An 18742-nucleotide genomic window follows, 5' to 3' on the forward strand; every position below is an offset into this window, starting at 1 on the left:
TGCCGCCGGAGATTCCCGGAGTTCGCCGGACCCCGACCGATTGGGAGTGCTGACCGTGGCCGAGCCCGCCGCCTTGGAACACACCGCCGACGTGATCGTCGTCGGGGCCGGTCCCGCCGGTTCGACGACCGCATTCCACCTCGCCCAGGCGGGACTTGACGTGCTGCTGCTGGAGAAGACCAGCTTCCCGCGCGAGAAGGTCTGCGGCGACGGCCTCACCCCGCGGGCCGTCAAGCAGCTGGTCGCCATGGGGATCGACGTCTCCGAGGAGGCGGGCTGGCTGCGCAACAAGGGCCTGCGCGTCATCAGCGCAGGCAAGCGCCTCGAACTCGACTGGCCCGAGCTGTCCTCGTACCCGGACTACGGACTGGTCCGCAAGCGCGACGACTTCGACGAACAGCTGGCCAGGCAGGCGGAGAAGGCCGGGGCGCGGCTGCACGAGCAGTGCAACGTCTCGGGCCCGATCAGGGACGAGCGCACCGGCCGGATCGTCGGCGTGGAGGCGAAGCTCGGCCAGGAGAAGCGCCAGGTGGCCTTCCGGGCGCCGGTGGTGGTGGCCGCGGACGGCAACTCCTCGCGCCTCTCGCTGGCGATGGGGCGGCACCGCGACGAGAAGCGCCCGATGGGCGTGGCGGTGCGGACGTACTTCACCAGCCCGCGGCACGACGACGACTACCTGGAGTCCTGGTTCGAGCTGTGGGACCGGCGCGGCCCGCGGGAGAAGCTGCTGCCCGGCTACGGCTGGGTGTTCGGCATGGGCGACGGCACCTCCAACGTCGGGCTCGGCGTGCTGAACAGCTCCCCCGCCTTCAAGGACCTCGACTGGCGCGAGGTGCTGCGCGCCTGGTGCGCGTCGATGCCGCAGGAATGGCAGTTCACGCCCGAGCACATGACGGGGCCGATCCGCGGCGCCGCCCTGCCGATGGCGTTCAACAGGCAGCCGCACTACGCCCGCGGCCTGCTGCTGGTCGGCGACGCCGGCGGCCTGGTGAACCCGTTCAACGGCGAGGGCATCGCGTACGCCATGGAGTCGGGCCGGATGGCGGCCGAGGTGATCAGCCAGGCGCTGGCCAGGCAGACCCCGGCCCAGCGCGAGGTCGCGCTGCGCGGCTACCCGAAGGCGCTGAAGGACACCTACGGCGGCTACTACACGCTGGGCCGCGCCTTCGTGCGGCTGATCGGGAACCCGCGCGTGATGCGGCTGGCGGCCGAACGCGGCCTCGACCACCCGGCCCTGATGCGTTTCCTGCTGAAGCTGCTGGCCAACCTGACCGACCCGACGGGCGGGGACGCCACCGACCGCGTCATCAACGGCCTCTCGAAGGTGGCGCCCCGCTCCTGAGGGCCTCAGCGGGCGGCGAGTTCGGCCAGCCGCGCCGTGGCCGCCGCCAGGGAGGCGGCGGCCGCCTCCCGGAAGGAGGCGAGCTTCGGCAGGTCCCCGGCCCTGGTCAGCTCGGCGTGGACGAAGCTCAGCCGCTCCGGCGCGATGGCCAGGTGCTCGGTGAAGTACGCCCGCAGGTAGGGCTCCTGGAAGTCGCACGCCGCGCGCGGGCTGCCGGGGCCGTAGCCGCCGCCGCGCGCGGTGACCACCACCACGTGCGTGTGGCACAGCAGGCCCTCCCCGGTGCGCGGGTCGCGGTGGACCCCGGGGAGGGTGATCCGGTCGATCCACGCCTTCAGCGCCGCGGGCACCGAGAAGTTGTACATCGGCACGCCCAGGAGCAGGGTGTCCGCCGCGTGCAACTCCTCGATCAGCGGCCGGGTCATGGCCCACTCCCGCCGCAGGTCCGCGGCGTCCTCGGGGCCTTCGAGGTCCGCGCCGGCGGCGCTGTTCTCGCCGGTCCCGCCGGTCTCGTCGGTCCCGCCGGTCCCGCCGGCCGCGGGGCGTGCCACCAGTGCCGACACGCCGTCCAGGCCCAGGGGCGCCGGGCCGAGCCGCTCCACGCGCTGCCCGAGCGCGGCGTAGCCGGGCCCGATCGGCGGCACCGGGGTGGCGGCCAGGTCGCGGTACCGGTAGCCGGCCGAGCCGTGCCGCTCGCGCCAGGCCGCGGCGTAGCGCCCGGTCAGCCGCCGGGTGAGCGAGGCGGGGCCGCGCGTCGCGCTGGAATCCAGGTGCAGCAGGACCGGGCGCGCGGCGGGGGCGCCGCCGGCGGGGCCGGAGGTGGGGCGGGACGTCGGGTGGGACGTCGGGTGGGACGTCGGGTGGGATGTCGGGTGGGAAAGCGTCATGCCGGTACTCCTGTCACTTTTGCGGCCGGTCGGCCGTCGGACTGGGCGACGGAGCGTGCGGCGGAAAGGTGACCGATGGACGAGCGCGAGCTGCCTGCGGAGCGTTTCGAGGAGCACCGTGGTCATCTGCGGGCGGTGGCCTACCGGATGCTCGGCTCGCTCGGCGAGGCGGAGGACGCGGTGCAGGAGACGTGGCTGCGGCTCGCCCGCGTGGACGCCTCCGGCATCGTGAACCTGGCCGCCTGGCTGCAGACGGTGCTGTCGCGGGTGTGCCTGGACATGCTGCGGGCCCGGCAGGCGCGGCCGGAGGAGCCGGTGGGCGGGACCGAGGACGCGGAGGCGGCGGGGCGGCCGGGCGGCGCCGGAGGGCAGGGCGGCCCCGAGGAGGAGGTGCTGCTGGCCGAGTCGGTGGGCAGGGCGCTGCTTGTGGTGCTGGGCACGCTGTCCCCGGCCGAGCGGATCGCCTTCGTGCTGCACGACGTCTTCGCCGTGCCGTTCGGGGACGTCGCCGCCGTCCTCGACCGCACGCCGGTGGCCGCCAAGAAGCTGGCGAGCCGGGCGCGTGCGCGGGTGCGCGGCACGCCCGCGGTGCCCGCCGCGGAACTGGCCAGGCAGCGCGAGGTGGTGGAGGCCTTCCTCGCCGCGGCCCGCGGCGGGGACCTCGCGGGGCTGCTCGCGGTGCTCGCGCCCGACGTGGTGCGCCGCGCCGATCCGGCGGCGCTTTCGCCGGGGGCCGCGCCGGTGGTGCGCGGGGCGCGCGCCGTCGCGGAGGAGTCCGTCGCCCTGGCGCGTACCTCGCGGCACGCGCAGACGGCGCTGGTCGACGGCGCGGTGGGCATCGTCGTGGCGCCGCGCGGGCGGCTGCTCTTCGCCCTCACCGTCGCGGTGGAGGGGGAGCGGATCGCGGCCTTCGAGGTGATCGCGCGGCCGGAGCGGCTGCGGCGGCTGAGCTTCGCCGTGCTCGGCGGCTGAGCCACCCCGCGCCGGCGGCCGGGGGAGCAGCGGGCCGCCGGCTCAGCCGGCCCAGCGGCGCAGGCCGGCGCGGTCGTCGAAGCGGCCGACGTTCGTGTCCGGGGGATCGCTGGTGTACTGGTGGAACCTCCACTCCGCCGTGATCCCGGGCTGCCCCGGCTTGCCGTTGCCGTGCGCGATCCACAGCGCGTCGCCCGCCTCGCTCGTGGCGTCCCGGTGCAGCCGGAAGTCCTGCCCCGCGGCGTGCCGTTGATGCGGGCGGCGGCCCGGCGGGCCGCCGCATCCGCGGCCCGGGGGCTGACGCCCCCGGCGCGCCGCGGTGCGCGCCGCGAAACGGCGGCGGCCCGCGGCCGGTTCGGCCGCGGGCCGCCGCCGGGCGCGCCCCCGTGCTCAGAGCACGCGGACCGCGCCGGTGGGCTGGTCCCAGCTCAGGTCGTGCTCGACCACGCCGGAGGAGGGGTTCTGGGCGCCTATGTAGGAGCCGCCGCCGACGTAGATCGCCACGTGGTACGCCGAGCCGCGGCCACCCCAGTAGAGGATGTCCCCGGGCTGGAGGGCGTCGAGGGAGACCTCGGTGCCCTGCGCGGACTGGTCGGCGGCCACCCGCGGCAGCGAGACGCCGACCGAGGCGTAGGCGGCCTGGACGAGTCCGGAGCAGTCCCAGACGCCGGGTCCGGTGCCGCCCGAGGCGTACCCGTCGCCGAGTTGGGCGGTCACGAAGCCCACCACCGCGGCCGCGCCGCCGGTCGCCGCGGCCGAGGACGGCTGCGCCTCCTGGGCCTGCTCCTGCGCCTCCTGGGCCTGTTGGGCCTGTTGGGCCTGTTGGGCCTGTTGGGCCTGCTCGGCCGCGGCCTGCGCCGCCCTGGCGCTCGCCTCCTCGGCCGCCTGGCGGCGCGCCTCCTCGGCCTGCGCGCGCTCGGCCGCCGCCTGCCGCGCCTCGGCGATGGCGCGCTCCTCGGCCGCCTCCCTGGCGCCGGCCAGGGCCGTGTCGCTGACGTAATCCTGGGTGGCGACGGCCGCCCTGGCCGCGGAGGCGGCCAGCGCGCCGTGCAGCGCGGGCAGTTCGCCGGTGGACTCGGCGGGTGCCTCGGCCGCGAAGGCCGGGTTGGCGGCGCCGGTGACCGCGACGGTGCCGGCGAAGCCGGTCAGGACGCCGCCGCGCAGCAGGCCGGTGGCGCCGGACCGGCCCGCCCTGCGGTGCCGGCCTCGGGGACGGAACGTGAACCTCGGGGACCTGGGAACCATGGTCACCCTGGCTATCAGCAATGACCGGTTCCGCTCAATTGACGTGTGATGCGCCACAGTGCGCCATGCGGGGTGCATAGCGGGGGAGTTGTCGCGCTGTTTGTCCGAAGTGCCGTTTCGCCGCCGCGGCGGCCTTTCGGGCGGATGTGCGGTCATCTCCCGCGCGCTGCCCGGTTTTTCGCCGCCGCGGCGGCGCCCGGGCGGCTCCGGGGGCGCGGAGCGGCGGCTTGTCAAGGCCGGCGGCCGCGGGCGGGGTGCGGCCGTGGCGGAGGTCACGCCCACCACTGGTCCCAGGCCAGCTTGGCCACCAGCCCGGCGACGACCGCGAGCAGCACCACCCGCACGAAGCCGCTGCCGCGCCGCAGCGCCATGTGCGCCCCGGCCCAGCCGCCCGCCATGTTGAACAGCGCCATGAAGGGCACCAGGCCCCACAGCGCGGTGCCGCGGGGCGCGAAGACCAGCAGCCCGCCGACGTTTGTGCCGACGTTCACGACCTTCGCCGTGGCGGAGGCCGTCAGCAGGTCGAGGCGCAGCAGTGGCACCAGCGCGAGCACCAGGAAGGTGCCGGTGCCCGGGCCGATGAGGCCGTCGTAGAAGCCGATGCCCACCCCGGCCACCAGCAGCGCCGCGGCCACCCTCCGCCGGGAGGGCGGCGCCGTGCCGGGCGCGGCGGGGAGGGTCCCGAACCGCGGGCGCAGCGTCACGAAGGCGGCGACGGCGAGCAGCACGACCATGATCAGGGGCTGCAGCACCCGCTTGTCGACCGCGGAAGCAAACAGCGCGCCGCCCGCGGCCGAGGCCAGGGCGAGGCCCCCCAGCCGCAGCGCGAGCCGCACGTCGAGGGTGGCGCGCCGCGCGTAGGTGAGGGCGGCGATGGCCGTTCCGGTGACCGAGACCGCCTTGTTGGTGCCGAGCGCGTAGGTGGGCGGCAGGTGCGGCGGGAGGCCGATGAGCAGGGCGGGCAGCTGGAGCAGTCCGCCCCCGCCGACCACCGCGTCCACCCAGCCGGCGAGTGAGGCCGCCAGGCAGAGCAGCAGGGCGGTCGTCAGCGATATGTCAGCCACGTGCCGAGACCCTAGGGCGTGGCGCCCGGCCCGGGCGACGGGATATCCGCCGGGCCGTCTTCCTTACCACCACCCGGTCCCACGTGCGAATTTGCGGTGGACGCCGGGATGGTGATAAGGGGCGCGGCTCGCGGGGGGTGGGCGAGGGGTGGGGGATTCCCCGACGAGTCGGCACATCGTGAGCGATCCGCCACCTTAGGTGGCAGATCCGGACCTGGTGCGGCTTGCCTGCCTTGGGTGGGTGGGAGAGATCACAAAGTTCGTGGGTGACCCCGTGTCGAAGGTCACAGGGCCTCGGGCTTAAGATGCCTCCAGTCTTGTGAACTGACTCACATAGCGATGATCTTCGAGGTAGCAGTCGCCGTCGACTGGAAGGAGCGGGGCCGGTGAACGCGTACGTTCCCATCCTCGTACTGGGTGCCCTGGGGGCCCTCTTCACCGTTGGCTCTGTGGTCGCGGCGGCGATCATCGGCCCCAAGCGCTACAACCGGGCAAAGCTCGACGCGTACGAGTGCGGCATCGAGCCCACCCCGCAGCCCTCGGGTGGTGGGCGGTTCCCCGTCAAGTACTACCTGACGGCGATGCTCTTCATCATCTTCGACATCGAGATCGTCTTCCTTTATCCCTGGGCCGTGGAATTCGACTCGCTGGGCATGTTCGGACTCGTGCAGATGCTGGTTTTCGTCGGTCTGATCGGCGTTGCCTACGCCTACGACTGGCGCCGAGGAGGGCTCGAATGGGACTGAGGGCTCGCATGGGACTGAGAGAAGGACAGCTCTGATGGGTTTCGAAGAGAAACTTCCCAGCGGTTTTCTGCTGGACACCGTCGAGAATCTCGCCGGGCTGGCCCGGAAGTCCTCCGTCTTCCCGGCCACGTTCGGACTCGCCTGCTGCGCGATCGAGATGATGACCACGGGCGCGGGCCGCTACGACCTCGCCCGGTTCGGCATGGAGGTCTTCCGGGGCTCGCCGCGGCAGGCCGACCTGATGATCGTGGCCGGGCGGGTCAGCCAGAAGATGGCCCCCGTGCTGCGTCAGGTGTACGACCAGATGCCGAATCCCAAGTGGGTCATCTCGATGGGCGTCTGCGCCTCCTCCGGCGGGATGTTCAACAACTACTCGATCGTGCAGGGCGTCGACCACGTCGTTCCCGTCGACATCTACCTGCCCGGCTGCCCGCCGCGCCCGGAAATGCTGATGGACGCCATTCTCAAGCTGCACGCGAAGATCCGCGAGGAGAAGCTCGGCATCAACCGCGAGCAGGCGGCCCGCGAGGCCGAGGAGGCCGCCTTGAAGGCGCTCCCGACGATCGAGATGAAGGGGCTGCTGCGGTGAGCGGCGAGCAGGAGCGGCCCGGCACCGGCGGCGCTGCCGGCGAGAGTCACGTGAACGGGAACACGAGCACAAGCACGCCCGCGCCGCGCTCCCAGGCCGGCGAGCCGATCGCGCAGCGCCGCGGCATGTTCGGCGCGAACAACGGCGGCGACACCAGCGGCTACGGCGGCCTCGCCCGCACCGTCCGGATGCCCGCGGGCAGCGCGCGCCCCTACGGCGGCTACTTCGACGAGGTCGCGGACGAGCTCGAAGGCGCCCTGGAGGAGCAGGGCCTCGACCCGGAGGCCGTGATCGAGCGCACCGTGGTCGACCGCGGCGAACTCACCTTCCACATCGCCCGCGAGCACCTTCCCGCGGTGGCGCGGACGCTGCGCGACGACCCGGCGCTGCGCTTCGAGCTGTGCACCGGCGTGAGCGGCGTGCACAACCCGCAGGACGCGGGCCGCGAGCTGCACGCCGTCTACCACCTGCGTTCGCTCACCCACGGCCGGCTGATCCGGCTGGAGGTCAGCGTCCCCGAGAGCGACCCGCACCTCCCCTCGATCGTCTCCGTCTACCCGACGAACGACTGGCACGAGCGGGAGACCTACGACTTCTTCGGCCTCGTCTTCGACGGCCACCCCGCGCTGACCCGGATTCTCATGCCCGACGACTGGATCGGCTTCCCGCAGCGCAAGGACTACCCGCTCGGCGGCATTCCCGTCGAGTACAAGGGCGCCCAGATCCCGGCACCCGACCAGCGGAGGTCGTACAGCTGATGTCTGCCACACACGCCACCAGGCCCGCGGAGCCGCGGGAGACCACCGAAGGCCCGGTGTACACGGTCACCGGAGGCGACTGGGACGAGGTCTCGCAGTTCGCCGCCGAGCGGGCGGACGACGAGAAGATCATCGTCAACATGGGCCCCCAGCACCCGTCCACCCACGGCGTGCTGCGGCTGATCCTGGAGATCGACGGCGAGACGGTCACCGAGGCCCGCTGCGGCATCGGCTACCTGCACACCGGCATCGAGAAGAACCTCGAGTACCGGACCTGGACGCAGGGCACGACCTTCGTGACGCGGATGGACTACCTGACGCCGTTCTACAACGAGGCCGCCTACTGCCTCGGCGTGGAGAAGCTGCTCGGCATCACCGAGGACGTGCCCGAACGCGCCAGCGTCATCCGGGTGCTGCTGATGGAGCTCAACCGGATCTCCTCGCACCTGGTCGCCCTCGCCACCGGCGGCATGGAGCTGGGCGCGACCACGGTCATGATCTACGGCTTCCGCGACCGCGAGCTGTGCCTCGACCTCTACGAGCTGATCACCGGCCTGCGGATGAACCACGCGTTCATCCGGCCCGGCGGCCTCGCCCAGGACCTGCCGCCCGGCGCGATCGACGCCCTGCGCGAGTTCGTCAAGAAGATGCGCAAGAACCTGCCGGAGTACGACAAGCTCTGCACCGCCAACCCGGTCTTCCGCGCCAGGCTGAAGGACGTCGGCTACCTCGACCTCGCCGGCTGCCTCGCCCTGGGGGCCACCGGCCCCATCCTGCGCTCCGCCGGCCTCCCGCACGACCTGCGCAAGTCGGACCCCTACTGCGGCTACGAGACCTACGACTTCGAGGTCCCGACCACCGACACCTGCGACTCCCTGGGCCGCTTCCTGCTGCGCCTGGAGGAGATGCGGCAGTCGCTGCGGATCATCGAGCAGTGCATCGACCGCCTGGAGCCGGGCCCGGTCATGGTCGCCGACAAGAAGATCGCCTGGCCCGCCCAGCTGGCCCTCGGCCCCGACGGCCTCGGCAACTCCCTCGACCACATCAAGAACATCATGGGCACCTCCATGGAGGCCCTCATCCACCACTTCAAGCTGGTGACCGAGGGCTTCCGGGTGCCGCCGGGGCAGGTCTACACCGCCGTCGAGTCGCCCAAGGGCGAACTCGGCGTCCACATGGTCAGCGACGGCGGCACCCGCCCCTACCGGGTCCACTTCCGCGACCCGTCCTTCACCAACCTCCAGTGCATGGCGGCGATGTGCGAGGGCGGCATGGTCGCCGACGTCATCGTCGCCGTCGCGTCCATCGACCCCGTGATGGGAGGCGTCGACCGATGAGCGACGTGAACCTGGGGATGCCGCCGCTCCCTGCCCCCGCCTACCCGGAGGAGGTGCGCGCCCGGCTGGAGAAGGACGCGGCCGAGGTGATCGCCCGCTATCCCGACAGCCGCTCCGCCCTGCTGCCGCTGCTGCACCTGGTGCAGTCGGAGGAGGGCTACGTCACCCGCACCGGCATGCAGTTCTGCGCCGACGTGCTCGGGCTGACCACCGCCGAGGTGACCGCGGTCGCCACCTTCTACTCCATGTACCGGCGCAAGCCCTCGGGCGACTACCAGGTCGGCGTGTGCACCAACACCCTGTGCGCGGTGCTCGGCGGCGACGCCATCTACGCCGCCCTCCAGGAGCACCTCGGCGTGGGCAACGGCGAGACCACCGAGGACGGCAAGGTCACGCTGGAGCACATCGAGTGCAACGCCGCCTGCGACTACGCGCCGGTGGTGATGATCAACTGGGAGTTCTTCGACAACCAGACCATCGAGTCCGCCAAGCGCCTGGTCGACGACCTGCGCGCGGGCCGCAAGGTCATCCCCACCCGCGGCGCCCCGCTGTGCGACTTCAAGCAGACGGCCCGCATCCTCGCCGGCTTCCCCGACGAGCGCCCCGGCGCCACCGCCGCGGGCGGCAGCGCGGGCCCCGCCTCGCTCGCCGGGCTGCGGCTGGCCAAGGGCGAGGCCGACCCCGTGGTGCCCCCGCGCTCCGCGGGCACCCGAGCGGAGGAGGCGTGATGGGCGAGCAGTCCCCCGAGAAGCTTCTGACGCCGGTCCTTTCCGCCTCCTGGGACCAGGAGGACTCCTGGACCCTGGACAACTACCGCGCGCACGGCGGATACCGCGCCCTGCCCAAGGCCCTGGCGATGCCCCCGGACGAGGTCATCGCCTACGTGAAGGACTCCGGGCTGCGCGGCCGCGGCGGCGCCGGCTTCCCCACCGGCATGAAGTGGCAGTTCATCCCGCAGGGCGACGGCAAGCCGCACTACCTCGTCGTCAACGCCGACGAGTCCGAGCCCGGCACCTGCAAGGACATCCCCCTCCTCTACGCCAGCCCGCACGCCCTCATCGAGGGCATCGTCATCGCCTGTCACGCCATCCGCTCCCACCACGCCTTCGTCTACCTCCGCGGCGAGGTCGTCCCCGTCCTGCGCCGCCTGCAGGCCGCCGTGGCCGAGGCGTACCGGGCCGGATACCTCGGCAAGGGCGCCCTCGGCGCGGGCGGCGACCTGGACATCACCGTCCACGCGGGCGCGGGCGCGTACATCTGCGGCGAGGAGACCGCGCTGCTCGACTCCCTGGAGGGGCGCCGCGGCCAGCCGAGGCTGCGCCCGCCCTTCCCCGCGGTGGCCGGCCTCTACGCCTGTCCCACCGTGGTGAACAACGTCGAGTCCATCGCCTCGGTTCCCGCCATCATCGACCGCGGCAAGGAGTGGTTCCGCTCCATGGGCAGCGAGAAGTCCCCCGGCTTCACGCTGTACTCGCTCTCCGGGCACGTCGCACGGCCGGGACAGTACGAGGCGCCGCTCGGCATCACGCTGCGCGAACTCCTCGACCTCAGCGGCGGGATGCGCCCGGGCCACCGGCTGAAGTTCTGGACCCCGGGCGGCTCCTCGACCCCGATGTTCACCGACGAGCACCTGGACGTGCCCCTCGACTACGAGGGCGTCGGCGCGGCCGGCTCGATGCTGGGCACCAAGGCGCTCCAGTGCTTCGACGAGACGACCTGCGTGGTGCGCGCGGTGACCCGCTGGACCGAGTTCTACGCCCACGAGTCCTGCGGCAAGTGCACCCCCTGCCGGGAGGGCACCTACTGGCTGGTGCAGCTGCTGCGCGACATCGAGGCGGGCAAGGGCCTGCTCAGCGACATCGACAAGCTCGCCGACATCGCGGACAACATCAACGGCAAGTCGTTCTGCGCCCTCGGCGACGGCGCGGCGAGCCCGATCTTCTCCTCGCTGAAGTACTTCCGCGAGGAGTACGAGCAGCACATCACCCAGCGTGGCTGCCCCTTCGACCCCGCCAGGTCAACGGCCTGGGCGGACGACGACTCCTCGGCTCACCTGGAGGTGAACGCATGACGGTCACCACGGAGGGCAAGGCGAAGGCCGCCGCCTCGGCAGAGATGGTGACGCTGACCATCGACGGGATCGAGATCTCGGTGCCCAAGGGCACCCTGGTGATCCGGGCCGCCGAGCAACTCGGCATCGAGATCCCCCGGTTCTGCGATCACCCGCTCCTCGACCCGGCCGGCGCCTGCCGCCAGTGCATCGTGGAGGTGGAGGGCCAGCGCAAGCCGATGGCCTCCTGCACCATCACCTGCACCGACGGCATGGTGGTGCGCACCCAGCTGTCCTCGCAGGTCGCCGAGAAGGCCCAGCGCGGCGTGATGGAACTGCTGCTGATCAACCACCCGCTGGACTGCCCGGTCTGCGACAAGGGCGGCGAGTGCCCGCTGCAGAACCAGGCGATGAGCACCGGCGACCCGGAGAGCCGCTTCGACGGCGTCAAGCGCACCTACGAGAAGCCGGTGCCCATCTCCGCGCAGGTGCTGCTCGACCGGGAACGCTGCGTGCTGTGCGCGCGCTGCACCCGCTTCTCCCAGCAGATCGCGGGCGACCCGATGATCGAGCTGATCGAGCGCGGCGCGCTCCAGCAGGTCGGCACCGGCCAGGGCGACCCCTTCGAGTCGTACTTCTCGGGCAACACCATCCAGATCTGCCCGGTGGGCGCGCTCACCTCCGCCGCCTACCGCTTCCGCTCCCGCCCCTTCGACCTGGTGTCCTCGCCGAGCGTCTGCGAGCACTGCGCCGGCGGCTGCGCCACCCGCACCGACCACAGGCGCGGCAAGGTGCTGCGGCGGCTGGCGGCCAACGACCCCGAGGTCAACGAGGAGTGGATCTGCGACAAGGGCCGCTTCGCGTTCCGCTACGCCCAGCTGCCCGAGCGGCTGACCACCCCGCTGGTGCGCGACGCCGAGACCGGCCGCCTCGCGCCGGCCGGCTGGCCCGAGGCGCTGCGCGCGGCGGCCGAGGGCCTGGTCGCGGCCAAGGCGCGCGGCGCGGCGGTGCTCACCGGCGGCCGGCTCACCGTCGAGGACGCCTACGCCTACGCCAAGTTCGCCCGGGTCAGCCTCGGCACCAACGACATCGACTTCCGCGCCAGGGCCCACAGCCAGGAGGAGACCGCGTTCCTCGCCTCGCAGGTGGCGGGCCGCGGCCTCGACCTGGACGGCACCGGCACCACCCACGCCTCCCTGGAAGCCGCCCCGGCCGTGCTGCTGGTCGGCTTCGAGTCCGAGGAGGAGGCGCCGGGCGTGTTCCTGCGGCTGCGCAAGGCGGCCCGCAAGCGCGGCCTGCGGGTCTACTCGCTGGCCACCCACGCCACCCGCGGCCTGGCCAAGACCAACGGCACCCTGCTGCCCGCCGCCCCCGGCACCGAGCCGGACTGGCTCGACGCCCTGGCCGCCGACGCGGCGAGCCTGGACGCCGCGGGCCACGCCGCCGCCGGGGCGCTGCGCGAGCCCGGCGCGTTGATCATCCTCGGCGAGCGGCTGGCCACCGTGCCGGGCGCCTACACCGCGGCGGTGGCCGCGGCCGCGGCCACCGGCGCCCAGCTGGTCTGGATTCCGCGGCGGGCCGGCGAACGCGGGGCCATCGAGGCCGGCGCCCTGCCCGGGCTGCTGCCCGGCGGACGCCCCGAGGGCTCCGCCCGGGCCAGGGCCGAGATCGCCGCGGCCTGGGGCCTGCCCGCGCTGCCCGCGGGCACCGGACGCGACACCGGCCAGATCCTGCGGGCCGCCGCGGCCGGCGAACTCGGCGCCCTCGTGGTGGCCGGCGTCGAGGTCGCCGACCTGCCGGACCCCGAGGGCGCCCGCCGGGCGCTGGACACCGTCGCCGCCCACGGCTTCCTGCTGAGCCTGGAACAGCGGCCGACCGAGGTGACCGAGCGGGCCGACGTCGTGCTGCCGGTGGCCGCCGTCGTCGAGAAGGCGGGCACCTTCCTCAACTGGGAAGGCCGCGCCCGGCCGTTCGACGCCGCCGTCAAGCCGGACCAGATGACCCGCCGCCTGGTGCAGGCCGACACCAGGGCGCTGCACATGCTGGCCGAGGAGATCGCCGCGCTCGACGAGGAGTCGGCCATCCCCCTCGGCCTGCCCGACGTCCAGGCCGTCAGGAGCGAGCTGGACGGGCTGCCGGTGTGGACCGGCGACCTGCCGCTCGGCCCCACCGCCACCGGCTCGGAACTGCCCTCCCCGCGGGCGGGCGAGGCCGTGCTCGCCGGGCACCGGCTGCTGCTCGACCGGGGCCTGCTCCAGGCCGGGGACGAGGCGCTCGCCGCCACCAGGCACGCCGCCGTGGCCCGCGTCTCGCCGGCCACGGCCCGCGAGGCCGGGCTCGCCGAGGGCGGCGACCTGTCGGTCACCGGGCCCGCCGGGTCCGTCTCGCTGCCCGTCGAGGTGACCGCCGGGATGCCCGACCGGGTCGTCTGGCTGCCGCTCAACTCCGTAGGCGGCGGCGCCTACGACGACCTGGGCGCGGTGCCAGGCAGCGTCGTCCAGGTCACAGCCGGGCCCGCGGCCCGCGCCGAGGAGGTGAACGTCTGATGGCACCGGCAGCGCACGCGGAACACACCCTGCGGCTCGCCCAGGAAGCCGATCTCTCGATGTTCGGCCAGGACCCGTTCTGGCTGATCCTGATCAAGGCGGTCGGCTGCTTCGCCATCCTGATGCTGTTCGTGCTGATCAGCATCGTCATGGAGCGCAAGGTGCTCGGCTGGATGCAGCTGCGCATCGGCCCCAACCGGCACGGCCCCTGGGGCATGCTCCAGTCGCTGGCCGACGGCGTGAAGCTGATGCTGAAGGAGGACATCATCGTCAAGGGGGCCGACCGGCCGGTCTTCCTCCTGGCGCCGGTCCTCGCCGCCGTCCCGGCGTTCATGGCGATCGCGGTCATCCCCTTCGGCCCGGCCGACCACCCGGTCAACATCTTCGGCACCGAGACCGTCCTGCAGCTGACCGACCTGCCGGTGGCCCTGCTCTACGTGCTGGCCACCTCGGCGATCGCCGTCTACGGCACGGTCCTTGCGGGCTGGTCCTCCGGCTCCACCTACCCGCTGCTCGGCGGCGTCCGGGCGACCGCGCAGGTCATCTCCTACGAGGTCGCGATGGGCCTCAGCTTCGCCGCGGTCTTCCTGTACTCCGGCTCGATGTCCACCTCGGCCATCGTGGACGCGCAGGACGACCGGTGGTTCATGATCCTGCTGCCGGTGTCCTTCCTGATGTACATGGTGGCGATGGTCGGCGAGGCGCACCGCCCGCCGTTCGACATGCCGGAGTCCGAGGGCGACCTGGTCGGCGGGTACCTCACCGAGTACTCCTCGATCAAGTTCGCCTTCTTCATGATGTCCGAGTACATCCACACGGTCACCGTCTCGATGCTGATGACGACCGTCTTCCTCGGCGGCTGGCGCGCCCCGGCGCCGCTGAGCTTCTGGGAGGGCGCCAACTCCGGCTGGTGGCCGCTGCTGTGGTTCATCGTCAAGACGGCCGCGGTGGTGTTCTTCTTCATGTGGATCAGGGCCACCCTGCCCCGGGTGCGCTACGACCAGTTCATGGTGCTCGGCTGGAAGGTCCTCATCCCGATCGCCCTGGTCTGGCTGATGCTGGTCGCCACCGTCCGGGCCATGCAGAACGAGGACTACGACTTCCGCGAGATCGTCCTCTACGTCGGCGGCGGCGTCCTGGCCCTGCTGCTCCTCTCCTTCGTCTTCGACGTCTTCCGCGACCGCGCCGAGGAGCGGCGCGAGGCCGAGGAGGCGGCGAGGCCACACGCCACGTTCGACCCGATGGCGGGCGGCTTCCCCGTGCCGCCGCTGCCGGGACAGACCCTGCCACCGGTGCCGCGCCGCCCCTCCAGGGCCGCGAAGGAGAAGGTGCCGGCCTCGGTCTCCGGCGAGTCCACCGAAGGCACCCAAGGAGAGGAGGGCGACGATGCCTGAGTTCCAGAATCCCCTGGGCGGCTTCGGCGTGACCTTCAAGGCCATGTTCAAGAAGCGGCTCACCGAGCAGTACCCGGAGGAGAAGAAGCCGACGGCCCCCCGCTTCCACGGCCGCCACCAGCTCAACCGGCACCCGGACGGCCTGGAGAAGTGCATCGGCTGCGAGCTGTGCGCCTGGGCCTGCCCCGCGGACGCCATCTACGTGGAGGGCGCGGACAACACCGAGGAGGAGCGCTACTCCCCGGGCGAGCGCTACGGCCGCGTCTACCAGATCAACTACCTGCGCTGCATCCTGTGCGGCCTGTGCGTCGAGGCGTGCCCCACCCGGGCGCTGACCATGACGAACGAGTACGAACTCGCCGACCGCTCCCGCGCCTCCCTCATCTACACCAAGGAGGAGCTGCTGGCCGGCCTGACCGAGGGCATGGTCGAGGCCCCGCACGCGATGTACCCCGGCACGGACGAGCAGTCCTACTACCGGGGCGAGGTCAAGGGCGCCGCGCCAGGCACCGTGCGGCAGGTGGCCCGCTCCAAGGGGGAGACCGGCCCCGAGGACGCCACGGCGCAGGACGGCGCCGGGGACGAGGCGGACCCGATCGCCGCGGCGGCCCGCCTGCCGGAACCGGGGGTGCGCGCATGAGCACGCTCACCACGCTGGCCGCCGAGACCTCGACCTCCACCGGCGAGGCCGTCCAGTTCTGGGTGCTGGCGCCGCTGGCCGTCGTCGGCGCCCTGTGCACCGTGCTGCTGCGGCGGGCCGTGCACTCGGCGCTGTGCCTGGCCGGGACGATGGTGATCCTCGCCCTCTTCTACCTGGCCAACGGCGCCTACTTCCTCGGCGTCGTGCAGATCGTCGTCTACACCGGCGCGGTCATGATGCTCTTCCTCTTCGTGCTGATGCTCGTCGGCGTCAGCGCGACCGACTCGCTGAAGGAGACGCTGACCGGCCAGCGCTGGCTGGCCGCCGCCTGCGGGCTCGGCCTGGGCATCCTGCTGCTCTCCGGCATCGCCCAGGCCTCCGCCGGCTCCTTCACCGGCCTGGCCGAGGCCAACGCCGACGGCAACGTCCACGGCCTGGCCGCGCTGCTGTTCACCCGCTACGTCGTGGCCTTCGAGATCACCGGCATCCTGCTGACGATCGCCGCCATCGGCGCCACGCTGCTCACCCACCGGCAGCGCATCGAGCGCAACAAGACCCAGCGCGAGCAGGCCGAGGAGCGCGTGCGCAAGGGCACCCAGGTCACCCCGCTCCCGGCGCCCGGCGTCTACGCCAGGCACAACGCCGTGGACCTCCCGGGCCTGCTGCCCGACGGCACCCCATCCGAGCTCACCGTCAACGCCACGCTGCGCGCCCGCGGCCAGGTCCGCGAGGTGCACGCGGAGGCGCTCGCCGGCGTGGCGGCCCTGGAGGAGCACACCGCCCGCTACCACGGCCAGCGCAGGCCCAAGCGGGCCGTGACCGCCCCGCGCGGCGCGGCCGTGACCGGCGGCGCGGAAGAACCGCCGGCCACGCAGACCACCCAGGCCGCCGCCGGCGAGGACGGCGCCGGGAGCACCGGCGACGCGGCGGCCGCGAGCAGGGACGCCGAGGAGGCCCGCAAGTGAACCCGGAGAACTACCTCTACCTGGCCGCCCTGCTGTTCACGCTCGGCGCCTGCGGGGTGCTGCTGCGGCGGAACGCCATCGTGGTGTTCATGTGCATCGAGCTGATGCTCAACGCCGCCAACCTGCTGCTCGTCACCTTCTCCCGCATGCACGGCAATCTCGAAGGCCAGATCATGGCGTTCTTCGTGATGGTCGTGGCCGCCGCCGAGGTGGTGGTCGGACTGGCGATCATCGTCATGGTCTACCGCTCCCGGCACTCGGCCTCGGTCGACGACGCCAGCCTGATGAAGTTGTAAGGGGTCTGAGGACGTTGACGAACTTGATCGGACTGCTCGTCGCGGCGCCGCTGCTCGGCGCGGCGCTGCTGCTGCTCGGCGGGCGGCGCCTCGACCGGGTGGGCCACTGGCTCGGCCTCGCCGCCTCCGCGGCCTCGCTGGTCTTCGCCCTCGTGCTCTTCACCGACCTGCTCGGGAAGGACGGCGAGGAACGCAGCCTGCACCAGCACCTCTTCAGCTGGGTCCCGGTCGCCGACTTCCGCGCGGACGTCGCCTTCCAGCTCGACCAGCTGTCGATGACCTTCGTGCTGCTGATCACGAGCGTGGGCACGCTGATCCACCTCTACTCGGTCGGCTACATGGAGCACGACGAGCGGCGGCGGCGCTTCTTCGGCTACCTCAACCTCTTCCTCGCCGCGATGCTGCTGCTCGTCCTCGCGGACAACTACCTGCTGCTCTACGTCGGCTGGGAGGGCGTGGGCCTGGCCTCCTACCTGCTGATCGGCTTCTGGCAGCACAAGCCGAGCGCGGCCACCGCGGCGAAGAAGGCGTTCGTCGTCAACCGTGTCGGCGACGTCGGCCTCTCCCTCGCCATCCTGCTGATGTTCACCACCTTCGGCAGCTTCTCCTTCACGCACGTCTTCGCCGGCGTCGACGGGGCGAGCGAGGCCACCCTCACCGGCATCGGCCTCATGCTGCTGCTGGCCGCCTGCGGCAAGTCGGCCCAGGTGCCGCTGCAGTCCTGGCTCGGCGACGCGATGGAGGGCCCGACCCCGGTCTCGGCCCTGATCCACGCCGCGACCATGGTCACCGCGGGCGTCTACCTGGTGACCCGCTCCGGCGTGGTCTTCGACGCCGCGCCCGACGCGCAGACCGTCGTCATCACCGTCGGCGCGGTCACGCTGCTGTTCGGCGCGATCGTCGGTTGCGCCAAGGACGACATCAAGAAGGCGCTCGCCGGGTCCACGATGTCGCAGATCGGCTACATGATGCTGGCCGCGGGGCTCGGCCCCCTGGGCTACGTCTTCGCGATCATGCACCTGGTCACCCACGGCTTCTTCAAGGCGGGTCTCTTCCTCGGCGCCGGCTCGGTGATGCACGGCATGAACGACGAGGTGGACATGCGGCGTTACGGCGGGCTGCGCAAGCACATGCCGATCACCTTCGCCACCTTCGGCCTCGCCTACCTCGCCATCATCGGCTTCCCCTACCTGTCCGGCTTCTTCTCCAAGGACGAGATCATCTACGCCGGGTTCGCCAAGGGCGGCAACGAGGGCTGGCTGCTGGGCGGCGTGATGCTGCTCGGCGCGGCGCTGACCGCCTACTACATGACGCGGATCATGCTGATGACCTTCTTCGGCGAGAAGCGCTGGCAGCCGGACGAGGCCGGGCACGAGCCGCACCCGCACGAGTCGCCGCTCGTCATGACGGTGCCGATGCTGATCCTCGCGGTCGGCTCGGTCGCCGCCGGCTTCGTCTTCGACTCGGGCGAGCGCTTCGTGAAGTGGCTTGAGCCCGTCACCGGCCTCGCCCACGGCGACTCCCCGGTCAGCCACGGCGAGGTGTCGATCGCGGCCACCGTCGTCATGCTGCTCGGCGTCGGCGGCGCCTACCTCCAGTACGGGCGGCGCGAGGTGCCGGCGGTGGCGCCCGCCGGCCGGCTGCTCACCCGGGCCGCGCGGCGCGACCTGCTCCAGGACGACTTCAACCACGTGGCGTTCGTCCAGACGGGCAACTACCTGACCCGCGGCCTGGTCTACCTCGACCACAAGCTGGTCGACGGCATGGTCAACGGCACGGCCGCCGCCTTCGGCGGCCTGTCGGGGCGGCTGCGGCGGGTCCAGAACGGGTTCGCGCGCTCCTACGCGGTCTCGATGTTCGGCGGTACGGCCCTGCTGGTCGCCGCGACCCTGTTGATGAGGGCGGTCTGAG

The 18742-nt window shown here is 72.5% G+C and carries 17 protein-coding genes; 14 read left to right on the plus strand and 3 right to left on the minus strand.

Going from position 1 to position 18742, the window contains the following annotated elements; translation table 11 throughout:
- Positions 1 to 55: 55 nt before the first annotated feature.
- Entirely contained in the window at positions 56 to 1342 is a 1287-nt protein-coding gene (locus D7294_RS21715; RefSeq protein WP_422070725.1) for a geranylgeranyl reductase family protein, read from the plus strand.
- Between the two features lie 5 nt (positions 1343 to 1347).
- Here D7294_RS21715 and D7294_RS21720 read toward each other — a convergent pair whose 3' ends face one another.
- A complete protein-coding gene (locus D7294_RS21720) occupies positions 1348 to 2229 on the minus strand; it encodes an NAD(P)H-dependent oxidoreductase (protein ID WP_120682347.1) in 882 nt (293 codons plus the stop codon).
- A 75-nt stretch (positions 2230 to 2304) separates the two neighbouring features.
- Between D7294_RS21720 and D7294_RS21725 the strand changes: the two genes are divergently transcribed.
- Positions 2305 to 3201 (plus strand): sigma-70 family RNA polymerase sigma factor, encoded by an 897-nt coding sequence (locus D7294_RS21725; protein ID WP_120682349.1) that lies wholly within the window; start codon positions 2305 to 2307, stop codon positions 3199 to 3201.
- A gap of 390 nt (positions 3202 to 3591) precedes the next feature.
- Here the strand turns inward: D7294_RS21725 and D7294_RS33765 are convergent, their stop codons facing one another.
- On the minus strand, positions 3592 to 4446 hold the full coding sequence (locus D7294_RS33765) for a C40 family peptidase (protein WP_120682351.1): 855 nt from the start codon (positions 4444 to 4446) through the stop codon (positions 3592 to 3594).
- A 272-nt stretch (positions 4447 to 4718) separates the two neighbouring features.
- On the minus strand, positions 4719 to 5510 hold the full coding sequence (locus D7294_RS21740) for a sulfite exporter TauE/SafE family protein (protein ID WP_120682353.1): 792 nt from the start codon (positions 5508 to 5510) through the stop codon (positions 4719 to 4721).
- Between the two features lie 386 nt (positions 5511 to 5896).
- Between D7294_RS21740 and D7294_RS21745 the strand changes: the two genes are divergently transcribed.
- Genes D7294_RS21745 through nuoL form a run of 12 tightly spaced genes read left to right on the plus strand, consistent with a single transcriptional unit; the run spans position 5897 to position 18741 of the window.
- A complete protein-coding gene (locus D7294_RS21745) occupies positions 5897 to 6256 on the plus strand; it encodes an NADH-quinone oxidoreductase subunit A (protein WP_120682355.1) in 360 nt (119 codons plus the stop codon).
- A 34-nt stretch (positions 6257 to 6290) separates the two neighbouring features.
- A complete protein-coding gene (locus D7294_RS21750; protein WP_120682357.1) occupies positions 6291 to 6845 on the plus strand; it encodes a NuoB/complex I 20 kDa subunit family protein in 555 nt (184 codons plus the stop codon).
- Between the two features lie 50 nt (positions 6846 to 6895).
- Positions 6896 to 7603 (plus strand): NADH-quinone oxidoreductase subunit C, encoded by a 708-nt coding sequence (locus D7294_RS21755; protein ID WP_241562549.1) that lies wholly within the window; start codon positions 6896 to 6898, stop codon positions 7601 to 7603.
- A complete protein-coding gene (locus D7294_RS21760; RefSeq protein WP_120682361.1) occupies positions 7603 to 8940 on the plus strand; it encodes an NADH-quinone oxidoreductase subunit D in 1338 nt (445 codons plus the stop codon). The genes D7294_RS21755 and D7294_RS21760 overlap by 1 nt, the downstream gene beginning before the upstream one ends.
- On the plus strand, positions 8937 to 9668 hold the full coding sequence (gene nuoE, locus D7294_RS21765; RefSeq protein ID WP_120682363.1) for an NADH-quinone oxidoreductase subunit NuoE: 732 nt from the start codon (positions 8937 to 8939) through the stop codon (positions 9666 to 9668). Before D7294_RS21760 ends, nuoE begins: the two co-directional genes overlap by 4 nt.
- Entirely contained in the window at positions 9668 to 11011 is a 1344-nt protein-coding gene (nuoF, locus tag D7294_RS21770) for an NADH-quinone oxidoreductase subunit NuoF (protein WP_120682364.1), read from the plus strand. Before nuoE ends, nuoF begins: the two co-directional genes overlap by 1 nt.
- Complete coding sequence (locus tag D7294_RS21775; protein ID WP_120682366.1) at positions 11008 to 13536, plus strand: NADH-quinone oxidoreductase subunit G; 2529 nt, start codon at positions 11008 to 11010, stop codon at positions 13534 to 13536. Before nuoF ends, D7294_RS21775 begins: the two co-directional genes overlap by 4 nt.
- Positions 13536 to 14930 (plus strand): NADH-quinone oxidoreductase subunit NuoH, encoded by a 1395-nt coding sequence (gene nuoH / locus D7294_RS21780; protein WP_120682369.1) that lies wholly within the window; start codon positions 13536 to 13538, stop codon positions 14928 to 14930. The genes D7294_RS21775 and nuoH overlap by 1 nt, the downstream gene beginning before the upstream one ends.
- Positions 14923 to 15570 carry an NADH-quinone oxidoreductase subunit NuoI gene (gene nuoI / locus D7294_RS21785; RefSeq protein ID WP_120682371.1) on the plus strand — a complete coding sequence of 216 codons (648 nt, stop codon included), beginning with the start codon at positions 14923 to 14925 and terminating at the stop codon, positions 15568 to 15570. Before nuoH ends, nuoI begins: the two co-directional genes overlap by 8 nt.
- Positions 15567 to 16535 (plus strand): NADH-quinone oxidoreductase subunit J, encoded by a 969-nt coding sequence (locus D7294_RS21790; RefSeq protein WP_174248409.1) that lies wholly within the window; start codon positions 15567 to 15569, stop codon positions 16533 to 16535. The genes nuoI and D7294_RS21790 overlap by 4 nt, the downstream gene beginning before the upstream one ends.
- Positions 16532 to 16831, plus strand: coding sequence for an NADH-quinone oxidoreductase subunit NuoK (gene nuoK / locus D7294_RS21795; protein WP_120682373.1), 300 nt, complete (start codon positions 16532 to 16534; stop codon positions 16829 to 16831). Before D7294_RS21790 ends, nuoK begins: the two co-directional genes overlap by 4 nt.
- 14 nt (positions 16832 to 16845) lie before the next feature.
- Positions 16846 to 18741, plus strand: a complete 1896-nt coding sequence (gene nuoL / locus D7294_RS21800; RefSeq protein WP_120682375.1) for an NADH-quinone oxidoreductase subunit L — start codon at positions 16846 to 16848, stop codon at positions 18739 to 18741.
- Position 18742: the final 1 nt, after the last annotated feature.

This window comes from Streptomyces hoynatensis, from assembly GCF_003626535.1.
GTDB classification, from domain to species: Bacteria; Actinomycetota; Actinomycetes; order Streptomycetales; family Streptomycetaceae; genus Streptomyces; species Streptomyces hoynatensis.